The sequence below is a fragment of the Brevundimonas sp. MYb52 genome, assembly GCF_002979535.1.
Classification (GTDB): domain Bacteria; phylum Pseudomonadota; class Alphaproteobacteria; order Caulobacterales; family Caulobacteraceae; genus Brevundimonas.
The window spans coordinates 58,257-76,051 of sequence record NZ_PCPB01000014.1 but is presented as its reverse complement, the minus strand read 5'-3'; the positions used below and the strand labels follow the sequence as shown (position 1 = coordinate 76,051).

The 17,795-nt window shown below is 68.7% G+C and carries 8 protein-coding genes; 5 read left to right on the top strand and 3 right to left on the bottom strand.

The window, feature by feature from the left end; genetic code table 11:
- Positions 1–17: 17 nt before the first annotated feature.
- Both CQ039_RS13890 and CQ039_RS13885 read right to left on the bottom strand, forming a co-directional pair.
- A complete protein-coding gene (locus CQ039_RS13890) occupies positions 18–2,450 on the bottom strand; it encodes a membrane-bound PQQ-dependent dehydrogenase, glucose/quinate/shikimate family (RefSeq protein WP_105564129.1) in 2,433 nt (810 codons plus the stop codon).
- A gap of 155 nt (positions 2,451–2,605) precedes the next feature.
- Positions 2,606–5,413, bottom strand: a complete 2,808-nt coding sequence (locus CQ039_RS13885) for a pitrilysin family protein (RefSeq protein WP_105564130.1) — start codon at positions 5,411–5,413, stop codon at positions 2,606–2,608.
- 262 nt (positions 5,414–5,675) lie between these two features.
- Between CQ039_RS13885 and CQ039_RS13880 the strand changes: the two genes are divergently transcribed.
- The 4 genes from CQ039_RS13880 (at position 5,676) to ligD (ending at position 15,762) form a co-directional block, all read left to right on the top strand.
- The gene (locus tag CQ039_RS13880) at positions 5,676–7,109 is read left to right on the top strand and encodes an NAD(P)-dependent oxidoreductase (protein WP_105564131.1); all 1,434 of its coding nucleotides are present in this window, start codon (positions 5,676–5,678) and stop codon (positions 7,107–7,109) included.
- A complete protein-coding gene (gene gltB, locus CQ039_RS13875) occupies positions 7,106–11,632 on the top strand; it encodes a glutamate synthase large subunit (protein WP_105564132.1) in 4,527 nt (1,508 codons plus the stop codon). The genes CQ039_RS13880 and gltB overlap by 4 nt, the downstream gene beginning before the upstream one ends.
- A 38-nt stretch (positions 11,633–11,670) precedes the next feature.
- Complete coding sequence (locus tag CQ039_RS13870) at positions 11,671–12,999, top strand: ammonium transporter (RefSeq protein ID WP_105564133.1); 1,329 nt, start codon at positions 11,671–11,673, stop codon at positions 12,997–12,999.
- A gap of 231 nt (positions 13,000–13,230) precedes the next feature.
- Positions 13,231–15,762: a DNA ligase D gene (ligD, locus tag CQ039_RS13865; RefSeq protein WP_105564134.1), complete on the top strand. Its 2,532-nt coding sequence runs from the start codon at positions 13,231–13,233 to the stop codon at positions 15,760–15,762.
- Here the strand turns inward: ligD and CQ039_RS13860 are convergent.
- The gene (locus tag CQ039_RS13860; RefSeq protein WP_105564135.1) at positions 15,759–16,670 is read right to left on the bottom strand and encodes a LysR substrate-binding domain-containing protein; all 912 of its coding nucleotides are present in this window, start codon (positions 16,668–16,670) and stop codon (positions 15,759–15,761) included. The two genes, ligD and CQ039_RS13860, sit on opposite strands and share 4 nt — an antisense overlap.
- An 88-nt stretch (positions 16,671–16,758) precedes the next feature.
- Here CQ039_RS13860 and CQ039_RS13855 point away from each other — a divergent pair, with 88 nt between their 5' ends.
- Positions 16,759–17,793: an aldo/keto reductase gene (locus CQ039_RS13855; RefSeq protein ID WP_105564136.1), complete on the top strand. Its 1,035-nt coding sequence runs from the start codon at positions 16,759–16,761 to the stop codon at positions 17,791–17,793.
- Positions 17,794–17,795: the final 2 nt, after the last annotated feature.

Genomic DNA, 17,795 nt, shown 5'->3' with positions numbered 1-17,795 from the left:
GAGGGAGAGGTCGCGCCTCAGCCTCTTTCGGGCAGGGCGTAAGCGATGACGTAGTCCCCCTCCGGCGTCTCCATGAAGTGGTGCCCGCCGGCCATGATGACCAGATACTGACGGCCGTTCTGCTCATAGATCATCGGGTTGGCCTGACCGCCCGCGGGCAGGACATCGGACCACACCGTCTTGCCCGTCTCGATGTCGATGGCGCGGATCAGATCGTCCGTCGCGGCGGCGATGAAGATCAGACCGCCCGCCGTCACCGCCGAGCCGCCGTTGTTCGGCGTGCCGATCTCGATCGGCAGCATGGAAGGAATGCCGAACGGTCCGTTCTTCCTCGCCGTGCCGAATGGGCGATCCCACAGGGTGCGGCCGGTCTTCAGGTCGATGGTGCGGATGCCGCCATAGGGAGGCTGCTTGCACAGCAGGCCCGTGGCCTTGACCCGCCAGCCGGCGTTGACGTCGATGGCGTAGGGCACGCCCGCCTGCGGGTCGCCCGCCCCCTCGGCCTTGGACTTGGACAGGTTGCCGCCGCGGTTGGCCGCCTCCTTCTCGCGTTCGATGTAGCGAGGGTCGTCGCGCGAAAACCAGCCCAGACGATCGGCCTCTGCGCGCGGAACCAGGCGGTTGTGGTTGGGCATGTCGTTGTAGTTGGCGACGATCACGCCGCGCGCCGGATCGACCGCCACCCCGCCCCAGTCCGAGCCGCCGTTGTAGCCCGGATACTGAATCCAGTGCCGGTCCGCCGTCGGCGGGGTGAAGTAACCCTCATAGGCCGCCTGGCGGAACTGGATGCGGCAGAACATCTGGTCGATCGGCGACATGCCCCACATGTCGCGCTCCGTCAGGTCCGCCTTCCTCAGTGTATGGAACAGAGAGAAGGGCTGGGTCGGACTGCGCTGCGACGGCTCGACCCCGCCCTGGGGCACGCGACGCTCCTCGACCTTGTGCAGCGGCTGGCCGGTGCGGCGGTCCAGAATATAGAGATCGCCCTGCTTGGACGGCAGGATCACCGCCGGCACGCCGCCGGGCATGTCCACAAGCGTCGCCTGCGAGCCCAGGTCGTAATCCCAGACGTCCTTCCTCACCGTCTGGAAATGCCAGCGCGGCTTGCCGGTCATGACGTCCAGAGCCACCAGAGAGGTCGAGTATTCGTTCTCGGCCGGGCGACGCAGGCCCGAGTAATAGTCGGCCGCCGAGTTGCCCATCGGCAGGAAGACCAGGCCCAGGGCCTCGTCGGCCGTGGCCGTGGTCCACATGTTCGGCGTGCCCGGCGTATAGGTCTGGCCCTCCGGCGGCAGGGTGGTGATGTCGGGGCGCATCATGTCCCAGGCGAAGCGCAGCTGGCCCGTCACCGCGTCGAAGCCCTGGATGACGCCGGACGCGTTCCAGCGTTTCTGTCCGTCCAGAACCTGATGCCCCGTCACCACCACGCCGCGCACGATGACCGGGGCCGAGGTGATCGAGACCATGCCCGGATAGGGATCGCCCATGCCGGTCTTGATGCTGACCGCGCCATTGGTCCCGAAACCGGCGCAGGGCGCACCGGTGCGGGCGTCCACAGCGACCACCCGGCCGTCCAGCGTCCCCTCGATGATGCGCGTGGCGCAGGGCTGGGCTGCATCGACATTGGGCTGGGCGTAGTAGGTCACGCCCCGGCAGGCGGCGGTATAGGGGATCTGGTCGTCGGCGACCTTGGGATCATAGGTCCACTTCTGCTTGCCGGACGTCGCATCCAGGGCGAACAGCCGATTGCGGGCCGAACACAGATAGAGGGTGTCGCCGATCTTCAGCGGCGTGGTTTCGGCTCCGAACCGCTCCTCGGGCAGGTCGCCGGTGCGGAAGGTCCAGGCCCGCTGCAAGCCCTTCACATTGTCCTTGTTGATCTGGTTCAGTGGCGAATAACGCTGGGCGCTGTCGGCCCCGCCATAGGCCGGCCAGTCGGCTCCTGTCCTGATCAGGGCCGGATCACCGATCCCGCCCTGACCCGCCGCCGGCACCGGACTTTCCACCCGCGCCTTGTTGGCCTGGGCCACCACGACGCCGGAAATCAGCCCCAGCACCACGATCAGACCCAGTCCGCCAAACGCCAGCTTGCCGCCCCCGCCTTCGCGTTTCAGCGCCGGGAAGGACAGGACGACCAGGATCAGCAGCACCAGGGGCGCGATCACGCGCGGGACCAGGGCCCAGCCGTTCAACCCGACCTCCCACAGCGCCCAGATGACCGTGCCGATGAAGATGAGAATGTAGAGCCAGGCGCCCGTCGCCCTGAGCAGGGCCAGCATCCCCCCGGACAGGATCATCAGCAGGCCGACGATCAGATAATAGGGCGAACCGCCCAGCATGATCAGTTGTCCGCCGCCGATGGTCAGCGTCAGTCCGATAAGGGCGATGACCACCCCAAGCAATCGCACCAGAACGCTTCCGAATCCGCGCCCGCGTTCAATGGAAGACATGTCGCAAGACTCCTGGGGGTTCCGCTTAGGGGGGCAGCTTGGCCTTGCCTCAACACCTCCGAAGCCGAGCCGTTCCAGAATGCGGCAAGAAAGCGGCCAAAGAAAAAGGGCGACGCCGCAGCGCCGCCCTTTCCTGTCTGGTCTGAACCGGTCCGTCAGTTGACAGGGCGGCCCTCGGTGTCGACCACCTGAACCTCGCCCAGGTTGAGGGCGCGGATCTTGGGCTCGATGGCGGCGCGATCGCCAACCACGACCCAGGTCGTCGGCCCGTCGCCGACGATGGCGCGCGCCGCGACCGAGGCCCGCTGCGGGTTGGTCGCGTTCACCGAGGCGGCGTAGCCGTCATAGTAGTTTTCCGGCACGCCATAGACGACCATGCTGGTCAGATCGCCCGCCACGGCGGCGTTGGTCTCCCAGTTGCCGGCCATGCCCAGGACCAGGTTGGAACGCACGGCGGCGATCTCTTCCTCGGTCAGGGGACGCGAGCCGACGACGTCGCTCAGCTCCTTGCGGATCTCGACCAGGCTCTCGGCCGTCTTGTCGGACTGGACGCCCGTCGAGACCAGGAACATGCGCTCGCCGCGCGTGGTGCGGATGCCCGACCCGGCGCCATAGGACCAGTGCTTGTCCTCGCGCAGGTTCATGTTGATGCGGCTGGTGAAGGCGCCGCCCAGGGCGGTGTTGGCCACGTCGATGGCCCCTTCGTTAGCCGCGTCGAAGGCCGGGGCCAGGCGGCCGGCGGTGATCGACGACTGCGGGCCGGCCCTGTCCACGATCAACACGCGCGGCGCCGATTGCGACGGCAGGGCGGGCGCCGCGGCCTTGACCGGCAGCGGGGTCGAAGGCGCCTTCCAGGTGCGGAAGGCCTTCTCCAGCGCCGGAGCCAGCTCAGCCTGGGTGGTGTCGCCGACCACCACCAGGGTGGCGTTGTCGGGACGGAACCAGGTGGCGTGATAAGCCTCGGCATCGGCAGGCGTCAGGCCCTGAACACTGGCCTCAGTGCCCGAGGTCGGACGGCCGTAGGGGTTTTCAGGCCCAAAGACATTGGCGGCCAGCACCCGGCTGGCGATGGCGCCGGGGTTGCGGTTCGACTGCTGAATGCCCGAAACCTGCTGGGCCTTCGCCCGCTGGAAGTCCTCGGCCCGGAAGGCGGGGTTCTGGATGATGTCGGCATAGAGGGCCAGCGACGGCTCCAGTCGCGACTCAATCGCGTTCAGCGAGACGTTGGTATAGTCGACCGCCGAACCCGCGCCGATCGAGGCGCCGAGCAACTGCATCTGGTCGCTGATCTGCAGAGCCGTCAGCCGATCCGTGCCGTTGGTCATGACAGCCGGGGCCAACTGGGCCACGCCGTTCTTGCCCGACGGATCCGCCGCCGATCCGGCTTCGACGATCAGGTTCATGCTGACGGTCGGCACGCCCGTGCGCGGGGCCAGAACCACCTTCAGGCCGTTGGACAGGGTGAAGCGCTCGAAGCTGGGGAAGTCGGCCTGGGGCGCGGCGCCGGGGTCCGGCATCTTGCTACGGTCCGCGCCGGTCGCCGCCGTGGTGAAGTCCGCGAATGGCAGAACTTCCAGGGCATAGCTGCCGTCGGTCAGCCAATCGCGGCCCGCGCCCGTCAGATTGGCGGGCGTGGCGGTCAGCAGGCGTTCGTAGCTGGTCTTCCAGGCGCCCGGGTCGCCGAGGAAGACCTGGCTCTCAGCCAGACGGTCGGACTTGCCGCCAAAGCCGCCGATGCGCTCCAGTCCGCGCACCAGACCGGCGCCGGTGACGGTGCGGGCGCGCTCCAGTTCCTCAGCGCTCGGGCCGTCGCGCAGCAGGCGGGCCATTTCCTCATCCACCACGCGCTCGATCGCGCCCAGATCCTGCCCCGGCTTGGCGGTGACCATGACCAGGAACTGGCTGCCGATCTCGCTTTCCGAGGTGCCGGCGAAGACGCTGGTCGCGACCTGATCGTCGAACACCAGGCGCTTGTGCAGACGCGAGGTACGGCCCGACGACAGCACCTGGCCCAGCAGGCCGAGATAGTCGGTTGCAGCCTCGCCGGTCGGCGGCACGTTCCACACCTTGTAGAGGCGCGGCTGGCCGACGCGGTCGAACATGACCTCGCGCTGGGCGCCCTCCATCCGCGAAATCATGCGTTGCGGCTGGGTGACCGGCGGGCCCGAGGGGATGTCGCCGAAATAGTGCTCGACCTTGGCGCGGGCTTCCTCAGGCGTGATGTCGCCGGCCAGGACGATGGTCGCGTTGGCGGCGCCGTAGTAGTCGCGGAACCAACCCTTCACGTCGTCCAGGCTGGCGGCGTCCAGATCGGCCATAGAGCCGATGACGGTGTGGCCATAAGGATGGTCGGCCGGATAGGTGGCGTTGGTGATCGCATCCCAGACGCGGCCATAGGGCTGGTTCTCGCCCTGACGCTTCTCGTTCTGGACCACGCCGCGCTGCTCATCCAGGCGAGCTTGGTCGATGGCGCCGACCAGATGACCCATGCGGTCGCTTTCCAGCCACAGGACGCTGTCCAGGGCCGAGGTCGGGACGTTCTGGAAATAGTTGGTGCGGTCGGTGTTGGTGGTGCCGTTCTGATCCGTGGCGCCCAGCAGCTCGGTCGCCTTGAAGAAGTCGGTGTTGAAGTTCTCCGACCCGTTGAACATCAGGTGTTCGAACAGGTGGGCGAAGCCCGAACGGCCGACCGGTTCGTTCTTGGACCCCACGTGATACCAGATGTTGACCGCCACGATCGGCGCCTTGTGGTCCTCATGGACGATCAGGGTCAGGCCGTTGGGCAGCACCATCTTGGTGAAGGGGATGTCCACATCGGGCAGGGCCGGCAAGGCTGCGGCGGCGGCGGCCCGGCTTTGGACGGCCGGCGGCGTGGCGGGCGCCGGAGCGGCGTGAGCGGCGGCGGCCAGAAGGCTGGCGGCGGCCCCGCCCAGAAGGGCCAGGCGGCGAGCGGCGATGGTCATGAAGTCCCCCAGTGCGATGTCGCGATGGCGGGACCGTAACGGCGCTACGCCGCTAGAAACCAACCTTTCCAAAATTTAATCCGCCTCAGAGGCCGACACGCGCCTTCCGGATCGAAATTTCGTGCTGCGACGCACACCGATAATCGGTCGCAACATGCGCCACTAACGAACATGACCTCAACTTCATGCCCGAACTCATCATTTTTCGGCTTTACAGAGAAAAATATTTGCACACCCGCCCCATGTTTCGCTTAATGAGCAGATGCAAAAAGGTGGCCGTTCCAACCCTGGTGGTTTTCTGATTGAGCAGCGTCGGCTTGAAAAACAGCCCGCTGAGCTGCGCGTACGCGCCTTCACGGAGATCACGCTCAAACCGACCGCCGACAGCGGGACGGTCCAGGCGTCGCGTTGCACCGACTGCGGCGTGCCCTTCTGCCAGAACGCCTGCCCGCTTCAGAACAACATCCCCGACTGGCTGGCCCTGTCGGCCGACGGCGACCTGCGCGAGGCTTGGCGCGTCGCCTCGGCCACCTCGACCATGCCGGAAATCTGCGGCCGCATCTGCCCGCAGGACCGTCTGTGCGAGGGCGCCTGCACCCTGCAGCAGTCCGGCTGGGACGGCGTGACTATCGGCTCGGTCGAGGCCTGGATCGCCGACACCGCCTTCGACAACGGCTGGGTCGAACCCATCCGTCCCCTGGCCGAGCGCGGCCAGAGCGTGGCCATCGTCGGCTCCGGCCCCGCCGGTCTGGCCGCCGCCGACCGCCTGCGCAGCGAGGGCTACGCCGTCACCGTCTATGACCGCCACGACCGCGCCGGCGGCCTGCTGACCTATGGCATCCCCGGCTTCAAGCTGGAGAAGCGCATCGTCCAGCGCCGCGTCGATCGCCTGATCGAGGGCGGGGTCCAATTCGTGCTCAACACCAATGTCGGCGTCGACGTGACGATGGAGGCACTGCGGTCGCGTCATGACGCCGTCCTGCTGGCCATGGGCGTCTATCAGGCCCGCACCTTGAGCGTTCCCGGTCGCGGACCCCATGACACCGTCGCCGCGCTCGACTTCCTGATCGCCCAGAACCGCGTCGACTGCGGTGACGCCGCCGATGCCTCTGCGCCCCACGCGGCCGGTCGCGACGTCGTCGTCATCGGCGGCGGCGACACCGCCATGGACTGCGTCCGCACCGCCGTGCGTCAGGGCGCCAACAGCGTCGTCTGCCTCTATCGCCGCGACCGCGACAACATGCCCGGTTCGGCCCGAGAGGTGCAGAACGCCGAGGAGGAAGGCGTCCGCTTCGAATGGCTCGGCGCGCCCAAGGCCCTGATGTCCAAGGGCGAGGCCGTCACTGCGGTCCGCGCCCAGCGCATGGCCTTGACCGAGGCCGCCCCCGGCGGCCGTCGCGACATCGCCCCGGTCGCGGGCTCGGACTTCGACCTGCCCGCCGACCTGATCATCGAGGCGCTCGGCTTTGAACCCGAGGCCTTTGGCGAGCAACTCGACACCGGCCTCGGCCTGACCAAATGGAACACCCTGCAGGTGGCGCGTGGCGGTTTCGCCACCACCCTGCCCGGCGTGTTCGCCGCCGGGGACGCCGTGCGCGGCGCCTCCCTCGTCGTCTGGGCCGTGCGCGACGGCCAGGACGCTGCGGCCGAAATCGACCGTTACCTGCGCGCGCGTACCGAGGAAGTCGCGGCATGACCGACGCAACCCAACAGAACTGGCTGGCCCAGTATGAAGAAAACCGCGCCCGCCTGATCGAGGGCGGCGCCTATGACGCCTCGTCGGAACGCGACGCCTGCGGCGTGGGCCTGGTCTGCGCCATCGACGGCAAGCCCCGGCGTGAAATTGTCGAAATGGCCATTAAGTCGCTGAAGGCCGTGGCTCACCGCGGCGCGGTCGACGCCGACGGCCTGTCCGGCGACGGCGCCGGCATCATGATCGAACTGCCCCAGGCCTTCTTCGCGGCCCAGGTGCACGCCGTCGGCCAGACCCTGCGTCCCGGCCCCATCGCCGTCGGCCAGGTCTTCCTGCCGCGCACCGACCTGGGCGCCCAGGATCACGCCCGCGCCATCGTCGAGGCCGAGGCCATCCGCTCGGGCTTCTACATCTATGGCTGGCGTCAGACGCCGATGGACCTGTCGGTGGTCGGCGTCCGCGCCGACGCCACCCGGCCCGAGATCGAGCAGATCATGCTGGCCGCCCCGGAAGGCATGGAGATCGAGGAACTGGAGCGTGAGCTCTTCCTGTGTCGCCGCCGCATCGAAAAGGCGGTGCAGGCCGGCGGCCTGAACGGCTTCTATCTGTGCTCCTTGTCGGCCCGCTCCATCGTCTACAAGGGCATGGTCCGCGCCGAGCTGCTGGGCCAGCTGTATCACGACCTGAACGACCCCAGCGTTGAGTCCGGCTACGCCGTCTTCCACCAGCGCTACTCGACCAACACCTTCCCCGAATGGAAGCTGGCCCAGCCCTTCCGAATGCTGGCCCACAACGGCGAGATCAACACGCTTCAGGGCAACCTGAACTGGATGCGCGCCCACGAGATCCGCATGGCGGCCTCGGCCTTCGGCGACCGCGACCATGAGGTCAAGCCGGTGGTCCAGCCGGGCGGTTCGGACTCGGCGGCGCTGGACAATGTCTTCGAGGTTCTGGTCCGCGCCGGTCGTCCCGCCCCCCTGGCCAAGGCCCTGCTGGTGCCCGAGGCCTGGTCCTCGGACGACGTGGTGATGAAGCCAGAGCACCGCGCCCTCTACGCCTATTGCAACGCGGTCATGGAGCCGTGGGACGGCCCCGCCGCCCTGTGCGCCGTCGACGGCCGCTGGGTCGTGGCGGGCAAGGACCGCAACGGCCTGCGCCCCCTGCGCGCCGTCGAGACCGTGGACGGCCTGCTGCTGGCCGGCTCCGAGGCCGGTCTGGTTCCCCTGCCCGAGGGGCGCATCAAGCGCCGCCTGCACATCGGCCCCGGCAAGCTGATCGCCGTCGATCTGAAGCACGGCCGAATCTACGACGAGCATGAGGCCGTCGACGCCCTGGCCGCCGCCCAGCCCTATTCCGACTGGCTGGACAACATGGTCGATCTGGAACCGATCATCGGCCCCGGACCTGAGCCGCGCGCCGCCACCGGCGAGGCCCTGATCCGCCGCCAGATCGCCGCCGGTTTCAGCCGCGAGGATCTGGACCTGCTGCTGGACGCCCTGGTCCGCGACGGCAAGGAGGCGGTCGGGTCCATGGGCGACGACGCCCCGCCCGCCGTCCTGTCCAGCCTGCCGCGTCCGCTGGCGCACTACTTCCGCCAAAACTTCTCTCAGGTGACCAACCCGCCCATCGACCCCCTGCGCGAAGCCGGGGCCATGAGCCTGAAGACCCGCTTCAAGAACCTCGGCAATATCCTGGCCCAGGACGAGGCCCAGACCGAGGTCTTCGTGCTGGACAGCCCGGTCCTGACCACCGGAATGTATCAGCGCCTGCTGGGCGTCATCGCCGACGGCTCGACCACGGTGATCGACTGCACCTATCCCCTGCCGGCTGAGGGCGACCGCTCCGGCGCCGGCCTGCGTCAGGCCCTGGACCACATCCGCGACGAGGCCGAGGCCGCCGCCCGCGACGGCGCCACCCTGATCGTCCTGACCGACGAGCACGCCTCGGCCGAGCGTCTGGCCGCGCCGATGATCCTGGCCACCGCCGGGACCCACGGCCGCCTGATCGAGGCGGGCCTGCGCACCTACTGCTCGCTGGTCGTGCGCTCCGCCGAGACCCTGGACCCGCACGCCTTCGCGGTTCTGGTCGGGGTCGGCGCCACCGCCGTCAATCCCTGGCTGGCGCAGGAGTTGTTCCAGGAACGTCTGGATCGCGGCGCCTATCCGGGCCTGACGCTTCACGACGCCTGCCTGAACTACAAATACGGCATCGAGGCCGGCCTGCTGAAAGTGCTGGCGCGCAAGGGCATCAGCATCATCTCGGCCTATCGCGGCGGCTGCGAGTTCGAGGTCCTGGGCCTGTCGCGCGCCCTGGCCGCCGAGTTCTTCCCCGGCGCGCCGTCGCGCATCTCCGGCATCGGCCTGGCTGGTCTGGAGCAGGCGGCGCTCAAGCGTCACACCGTGGCCTTTGGCGCGGCGGTGCCGTCGCCGTCGATGGGCGGCTTCTTCCGTATCCGTGCGGGCGGCGAGGCCCACGCCCATGACGCCAAGACCATCCACCTGTTGCAGGACGCGGTGAACCGCGGCGACTACAAGCGCTTCAAGCAGTACTCCGAGGCCGTGCGCGAGCAGCCCGATCTAGCCCTGCGCGACCTGCTGGACTTCAAGGACGGCCTGACCCCGGTCCAACTGCACGAGGTCGAGAGCGTCTCGGACATCCGCCGCCGCTTCCTGTCACAGGCCATGTCGCTGGGCGCCCTGTCGCCTGAGGCCCATGAGACCCTGAACATCGCCATGAACCGGATGGGCGCGCGCGCCGTCTCCGGCGAGGGCGGCGAGGACCCGGCGCGCTATGTGCCGCGTCCCAACGGCGACAACGCCAACTCGGCGGTCAAGCAGGTGGCCTCGGGCCGCTTCGGCGTCACCGCCGAATACCTGAACCAGTGCCGCGAGATCGAGATCAAGGTGGCCCAGGGCGCCAAGCCCGGCGAGGGCGGCCAGCTGCCCGGCTTCAAGGTCACCGAGTTCATCGGCCGGATGCGCCACGCCGTCCCCGGCACCACCCTGATCAGCCCGCCGCCCCACCACGACATCTATTCGATCGAGGATCTGGCCCAGCTGATCTACGACCTGAAGGCGATCAACCCCGACGCCAAGGTCACGGTCAAACTGGTCTCCTCGACCGGCATCGGCGCCATTGCCTCGGGCGTGGCCAAGGCCAAGGCCGACGCCATCCTGATCGCCGGCCACAACGGCGGCACGGGCGCCTCGCCCCAGACCTCGGTCAAGCACGCGGGGATGCCGTGGGAGATCGGTCTGGCCGAGGCGCATCAGGTCCTCAGCCTCAACCACCTGCGCTCCTCCGTCAGCCTTCGCGCCGACGGCGGCATCCGCACCGGCCGCGACGTGGTTCTGGCTGCGCTTCTGGGCGCCGAGGAATACGGCATCGGCACCTCGGGCCTGATCGCCATGGGCTGTCTGATGGTGCGTCAGTGCCACTCCAACACCTGCCCGGTCGGCGTCTGTTCGCAGGACGAACGCCTGCGCGCCAAGTTCACCGGCACGCCCGAAAAGGTGGTCAACCTCTTCACCTTCATCGCCGAGGAGGTTCGCGAAATCCTGGCCTCCATCGGCGCGCGCACGATTGACGAGATCGTCGGCCGCACCGACCTGTTGCGTCAGACCCGGCGCGGCGGCTCGCACCTGGACGACCTGGACCTCAACCCCCTGCTGATGAAGGTCGATGTCGACCGCCCCGGCCGCTGGGCCGACAAGGTCCGCCGTCCCATCGCCGACAGCCTGGACGCCCTGGTGCTGAAGGACGCCGCCCCCTTCCTGGAGCGCGGCCAGACGCTGGAACTGTCCTATCCGCTGAACAACACCCAGCGCACGGCCGGCGCCGGCGTCTCCTCGGCCATCGTCCGCAAGTTCGGCGCGCAGGGTCCGCAAGGGCGTCTGAAGCTGAAGCTGGAAGGCATCGCCGGTCAGAGCTTCGGCGCCTTCGGGGCCAAGGGTCTGATCCTCGACGTTACCGGCGAGGTCAATGACTACGTCGGCAAGGGACTGTCGGGCGCCGACATCCACGTCCGTCCCTATGAGTGGCGCGCGGACCAACAGGTCTGCGGCAACACCACCCTCTATGGCGCCACCTCGGGCCGTCTGTTCGTGGCCGGCGCGGCGGGCGAGCGCTTCGCCGTCCGCAACTCCGGCGCCGAGGCCGTGGTCGAGGGGCTCGGCGCGCACGGCTGCGAATACATGACCGGCGGCAGGGTCGTCGTGCTGGGCGCGGTCGGCTGGAACCTGGCCGCGGGCATGAGCGGCGGCGAGCTGTTCGTGCTCGACGCCGACGGCCGCGCGGCTCAGGCCCTGAACGGCGACATGGCCGGCGTCGGTCACATCGACCCCGAGGCGGAAAGCAGACTGAAGGCCCTGATCCAGGCCCACGCCAGCGCCACCGCCTCACCCCTGGCCCGCCGCATCCTGGCCGACTGGTCGACCTACGCGCCGCGCTTTGTGCGCATCGTCCCCAAGACCGTCCTCGCTGCCGAGGCCGCCACCCCCGACGTCAGGCTGGCCCAACCGGCCTGACCTTCCCTTTTCGCCAGCGTCTTCTCCCCGAGACCTTCATGAACCAATCGACGATTTCCAAGGCCGCAGCATTCTGTTGCGGCCTTTTCGCCATGGCGCTGGCCGCGCCCGCCTTCGCCGCCGCCCCGCCAAATCTGCTGGCGCATCAGGTGCCGCTGGTGCTGGACGGCGCCGGCACGGCCTGGACCCTGACCTCGACGGCTCTGGTGCTGATGATGACCCTGCCGGGTCTGGCGCTGTTCTACGGCGGCATGGTGCGCAAGAAGAACCTGATCGCCACCATCGCCCACTCCACCGCGGCCATGGCCATCGTCACCGTCCTGTGGTTCGTCGCCGGCTACACTCTGTCGTTTGGCGTCAGCGACGGCCCGGCCAACGGCTTTATCGGCAGTCTTCAGGCCCTGTTCCTGAACGGCGTCGGCGTAAAGACCGCCCACGCCCTGACCCCCGGCCTGCCCGAGTTCCTGTGGATCAGCTATCAGCTGACCTTCGCCATCATCACCCCGGCCCTGATCGCGGGCGCCTTCGCCGAGCGCATCAAGTTTTCGGCCAGCGTCCTCTTCTTCACCCTGTGGCACCTGATCGTCTATGCGCCGATCTGCCATCAGGTCTGGGGCGGCGGCTGGATGGGCGAGCTGGGCGTGCTCGACTTCGCCGGCGGCGCCGTAGTCCACGTCAATGCGGGCGTGGCCGGTCTGGTCTGCGCCATCGTGCTCGGCCCGCGCCACGGCTGGGGCCGCGACAACATGGCCCCGCACAACCTGGCCTTCACCGCCATCGGCACAGGCCTGCTGTTCGTCGGCTGGATGGGCTTCAACGGCGGATCGGCCGCGGGCGCCAATGAGATCGCCGCCGTCGCCGTCTTCAACACCCTGCTGGCCCCCGCCGCCGCCGCCGTCGGCTGGATCGCGGTCGAGTGGACGCTGAAGAAGAAGCCGACCCTGCTGGGCCTGCTGACCGGCGTGGTCGCAGGGTTAGTCGCCATCACACCCGGCGCCGGTTTCGTTGATCCGAAAGGCGCCTTCCTGATCGGCCTGATCTCCGGCCCGATCGCCTATGGCGGCGCGGTCTGGCTGAAGCACAAACTCAAGTACGACGACAGCCTGGACGCCTTCGGGGTGCACGGCGTCGCCGGGATCGCCGGGGCCCTGCTGACCGGGGTCTTCGCCAACGCCGCCATCAACCCCCTGGCCGAAGGCGCGACCCTGTGGAAACAGGCCATCGGCCTGGGCGGCGCCATGGCCTGGAGCGCCGTCGGCACCTTCGTCGTGCTGATGATCTGCAAATACACCGTCGGCCTGCGCGTCGAGAAGGAAGCCGAGATCGAGGGCCTCGACTACAGCCAGCACGGCGAGGCCATGCACTAGGGCGACCTCATGGACCGGCGAAGATAGCGCCTTGATTTCAAATACTCGTCACCCTCGGGCTTGTCCCGAGGGCCTATCCTTCCGCCACGCGCCTCCAGTCGGCATGACGACAGGTGCGCTCGAAGCCGCCATGGGCCCTCGGGACAAGCCCGAGGGTGACGGTCTATGGGGGAGCTTCCACCGGGGCGGCGAGCGCATGAAGCCTTCGCCGCCCCTCTGCGTTTCCACCGGATGGCGGCGCGCGGCGAACTGGACACCTATCAGGCCAAGCGGAACTTCGGCGTCACGCCGGAGCCGAAAGGCCGCAAGGCCAAGGCCCGCCAGACCGGCCTGCGCTATCTGATCCAGCGCCACGCGGCGTCGCGCCTGCACTACGACTTCCGCATCGAGCACGACGGGGTGCTGAAGTCCTGGGCCGTGACCAAGGCCCCGTCGCGCGATCCCCAGGTCAAGCGCCTGGCGGTCGAGGTCGAGGACCACCCCCTCGACTACGGCGGCTTCGAGGGGACCATCCCCGCCGGCAACTATGGCGCGGGCACGGTGCAACTGTGGGACGTCGGCGAATGGAGCCCGCAGGACAAGGACCTCGATGCAGCCTTCAAGAAGGGCGTGGTCAAGCTGACGCTGGACGGCGAACGGCTGAAGGGCGGCTGGGCCCTGATCCGTCTCAAGTCCGATCGCGGCAAACCCTCCAAGCGCGCCGACTGGCTGCTGCTCAAGGAGAAGGACGAATACGCCGTCGACGGCGAAGGCGACGCCCTGGCCGAGATCGACGCCTCGATCACCACCGGTCGCAGCCTGGCGGAAATTGCGAAGGGCGAGACCCAATGGACCGCGTCCAAAGCCACCGGCCGCAAGGCCCCGCCCAAGCCGAAACCGACCAAGGCGGCGCGGCCCGTCGCCCGCCCCCACGCCTTCGTCCCCATCCAGCTATGCAAGGTCGCCGACCGCCCGCCCTCGGCGCCGGGCTGGGCGCATGAGATCAAGTTCGACGGCTATCGCATCCAAGTCGCCGTCGGCCGCAGCCGCGCGACCTTACGGACCCGCAAGGGTCTGGATTGGACCGAGCGCTTTCCCGAACTGGCCGCCGACGCCGCCCACTGGCCCGACGGCGTGTTCGACGGCGAGGTCTGCGCCCTTGACGCCCACGACATGCCGGACTTCTCGGCCCTGCAGACGGCGATCTCGGAGGGGGCGACCGAGCAGCTGGTCTATTTCGCCTTCGACCTGCTGTTCGACGGCCCGGAGGATCTGCGCAAGCTGCCGCTGTCGCATCGCAAGGCCCGGCTTCAGGCCCTGATCGACCGAACGCCCAAGGTCGCCGCCACGCGCCTGCGCTACGTCGAGCATTTCGGCGCCAGCGGACAGACCATTCTGGAAAGCGCCTGCCGCATGAACCTCGAAGGCGTCATCTCCAAGACGCTGGACGCCCCCTATCGCGCCGGGCGCTCGGCGACCTGGGTCAAGTCCAAGTGTCGGGGTCGCGACGAGGTGGTGATCGGCGGCTGGTCGTCCGAGGGCGGAACCCGCTTTCGCTCCCTGCTGGTCGGGGTCAAGACCAAGGGCGGCCTGCGCTACCTCGGCCGCGTCGGCACCGGCTATTCGGCGGCCCTGACCAAGACGCTCGTGTCCGCGCTGCAAGCCGCCGCCGCCGACCGCTCGCCCTTCGTCGGCGCCAATGCCCCCGAGGCCAGCGCCGATCTGGACGAGCAGTTGCACTGGGTCGCCCCCGTCCTCGTCGCCGAGATCGAGCACGCGGGCTACTCCAAGGAGGGCATCCTGCGTCAGGCCGCCTTCAAGGGCCTGCGCGAAGACAAGGCCCCCGCCGACGTCACGGCCCCGCCGCAACCGCCCGCCGCCAAACCCGGCAAGCTGATCGTCGCAGGCGTCGCCATCACCCATCCCGACAAGATCCTGTGGCCCGCGCACGGCGACCACCCCGCCGTCACCAAGGCCGATCTGATCGCCTATTACGAAGCCGCCGCCGAACGCCTCCTGCCGCACATCCTCGACCGCCCCGTCTCCATCATCCGCGCGCCCGACGGCATCGACGGCCAACGCTTCTTTCAGCGCCACGCCATGGCGGGCCGCCATCAAGGTCTGCGCCCCATCGACGTCGGCGAGGGCCAGCCCTACCTCGCCGTCACCGACCTCAGCGGCCTGATCGCGGTGGGCCAATCCGGCGGCCTCGAACTTCATCCCTGGGGCTGCAAGCCCGGCGACCCCGAGACGCCCGATCAGATCACCTTCGACCTCGACCCCGACGAGGGCCTCGACTTCGACGACGTCATCGCCGCCGCCCTGCTGCTGAAACCCCGCCTGGAGGCGCTCGGCCTGACGCCCTTCGTCAAGACCACCGGCGGCAAGGGCCTGCACGTCGTAGCGCCGATCAAGACCGACGCCCGCAGCCGCATCGACTGGGACGCCGCCAAGGTCTTCGCCAAATCCGTCTGCGACGCCCTGAAGGCCGACCATCCCGACCGCTTCACCACGACGATGGCCAAGAAGGCGCGCGGCGGAAAGATCTTCCTCGACTATCTGCGCAACGGCCGCGCGGCCACCGCCGTCGCCCTCTGGTCGCCGCGCGCGCGGCCCGGCGCAGGCATCGCCTTCCCTCTGTCCTGGGATCAGGTGAAGCCGGGGCTGGACTCGAAAGCCTTCAACCTGTGGGCCGCCGCCTACCTGTTGCAGACGCCCGATCCGTGGGCGGCGTTCCGTTCCTCGGCGGCGTCGCTGAAGCCCGCCATCCGCAAGCTCGGCTAGGCCTTCAGCCGCTCGGCCAGAAAGTCGACGAAGACCCGCACCCGCGCCGGGGTGTTGGCCCCACCGACGAAGACGGCGTGGATATTCTCCACATCACCCGGATTGAAGTCCTCCAGCAGGGGGACCAGCCGACCCGCCGCCACGTCGTCGGCCACGCTGAAGGCGCCGACCCGCGTCAGCCCCACCCCAGCCGCCGCCAACTGGCCCAGGGTTTCGCCGTTGTTGGCCTCGATATTGCCTCTGACCGACAGACTGTATTCCCGACCGTCGCGCACAAACGGCCAGACCGGCTCGACGCGGCGGAAGTTGAAATTCAGGCAGTTGTGATCGTGCAGGTCCTCGGGCGTCCTCGGCGTCCCGCGCGCGACCAAGTAGGCGGGCGAGGCCACGATGACGCGCCCCGTCTCGCCCAACTTGCGCGCCGTCAGGCCGCTGTCCGACAGGGGGCCGAAACGGATGGCCACATCCGCTTGCCCGGCCGCCACATCGACCACCACGTCGCTCAGATTGATGTCGACCAGAATGTGCGGATAGCGCGCGACGAAGTCGCCGAGCAGAGGCACGACGCACAGCCGTCCGTGCGACAGAGAGGCGCTGACCCGCAGACGCCCGCGCGGCGCCCCCTGGTCGGCGATGGCCTGCTCCGCGTCGTCCAGGTCGGTCAGGATACGCCGCGCCGCGCCCAGATAGGCCTGCCCCTCCGGCGTCAGGGTCAGGGTTCGGGTCGTGCGCAGCATCTGCCGCACCCCCAGCCGCGCCTCGATCCGGTCCAGGGTCCGGCTGACCGCCGAGGGTGTCAGCCCCAGCTCGCGTCCGGCGGCGGAAAAGCTACCGCTGGCCGCCACCGCCGAGAAGACCGCCATCTCGCGCGCCCGATCGGCGCCGCCCGGCTGCATCTTTGCGTTCATTTCAAAAATCCTTGGCCTGGACCGCCTCTAACGCGCTTGGCCCCCGCCGTCCATCTGTGCCTCTTCAAACGGAACGGAAGGGACCGTCATGGACTATCGTCAACTCGGATCGTCAGGCCTGCGCGTGCCGGTCCTCAGCTTCGGCACGGGCACCTTCGGCGGTTCCGGCCCCCTGTTCGGCGCCTGGGGCAACAGCGACGTGGCCGAGGCCCGCCGCCTGATCGACATCTGCCTGGAGGCCGGGGTCAACCTGTTCGACACCGCAGACGTCTATTCCGACGGCGCCTCCGAAGAAGTCTTGGGCCAGGCCATCAAGGGCCGCCGCGACCAGGTGCTGATCTCGACCAAAACCGGCCTGCCGACCGGCGACGGTCCGAACGACTGGGGCGTGTCGCGCGACCGTCTGATCCGTTCTGTGGAGGCGGCCCTGCGCCGCCTGGGCACGGATCATATCGACCTGCTGCAACTGCACGCCTACGACGCCTCGACCCCGGCCGAGGAATTGCTGGCCACGCTGGACCTGCTCGTAAGCTCGGGCAAGGTGCGCCACACCGGCGTCTCCAACTATCCCGGCTGGGCCCTGATGAAGGCGCAAGGCCTTGCCGACCGCGACGCCCGCCCCCGCTTCGTCGCCCATCAGGTCTACTACTCCCTGGTCGGCCGCGCCTATGAGGCCGACCTGATGCCCCTGGGCGCGGATCAGGGCGTCGGCGCCCTGGTGTGGAGCCCCCTGGGCTGGGGCCGCCTGACCGGAAAGATCCGGCGCGACACCCCCATCCCCGAGGGCAGCCGCCTGCACCAGACCGCCGCCTTCGCCCCGCCAGTCGAGGACGAACACCTGTATCGCGTCGTCGACGCCCTGGACCTCGTCGCCGCCGAGACCGGCAAGACCGTGCCCCAGGTGGCGATCAACTGGCTGTTGCAACGCCCGACCGTCTCCTCGGTCATCATCGGCGCCCGCAACGAGGAACAGCTGCGCCAGAACCTCGGCGCCGTGGGCTGGTCTCTGACGCCGGAACAGATCGCCGCGCTCGACGTCGCCAGCGACATCCTGCCGCCCTACCCCCACACCCCCTATCGCCAGCAGGAAGGGTTCGCCCGCCTGAACCCGGCCCTGGTCTGAGC

Coding starts and splice junctions, on each gene's coding strand:
- CQ039_RS13890 (WP_105564129.1), bottom strand. CDS start 2,450: ATGTCTTCCATTGAACGCGGGCGCGGATTCGGAAGCGTTCTGGTGCGA.
- CQ039_RS13885 (WP_105564130.1), bottom strand. CDS start 5,413: ATGACCATCGCCGCTCGCCGCCTGGCCCTTCTGGGCGGGGCCGCCGCC.
- CQ039_RS13880 (WP_105564131.1), top strand. CDS start 5,676: ATGCAAAAAGGTGGCCGTTCCAACCCTGGTGGTTTTCTGATTGAGCAG.
- gltB (WP_105564132.1), top strand. CDS start 7,106: ATGACCGACGCAACCCAACAGAACTGGCTGGCCCAGTATGAAGAAAAC.
- CQ039_RS13870 (WP_105564133.1), top strand. CDS start 11,671: ATGAACCAATCGACGATTTCCAAGGCCGCAGCATTCTGTTGCGGCCTT.
- ligD (WP_105564134.1), top strand. CDS start 13,231: ATGGCGGCGCGCGGCGAACTGGACACCTATCAGGCCAAGCGGAACTTC.
- CQ039_RS13860 (WP_105564135.1), bottom strand. CDS start 16,670: ATGAACGCAAAGATGCAGCCGGGCGGCGCCGATCGGGCGCGCGAGATG.
- CQ039_RS13855 (WP_105564136.1), top strand. CDS start 16,759: ATGGACTATCGTCAACTCGGATCGTCAGGCCTGCGCGTGCCGGTCCTC.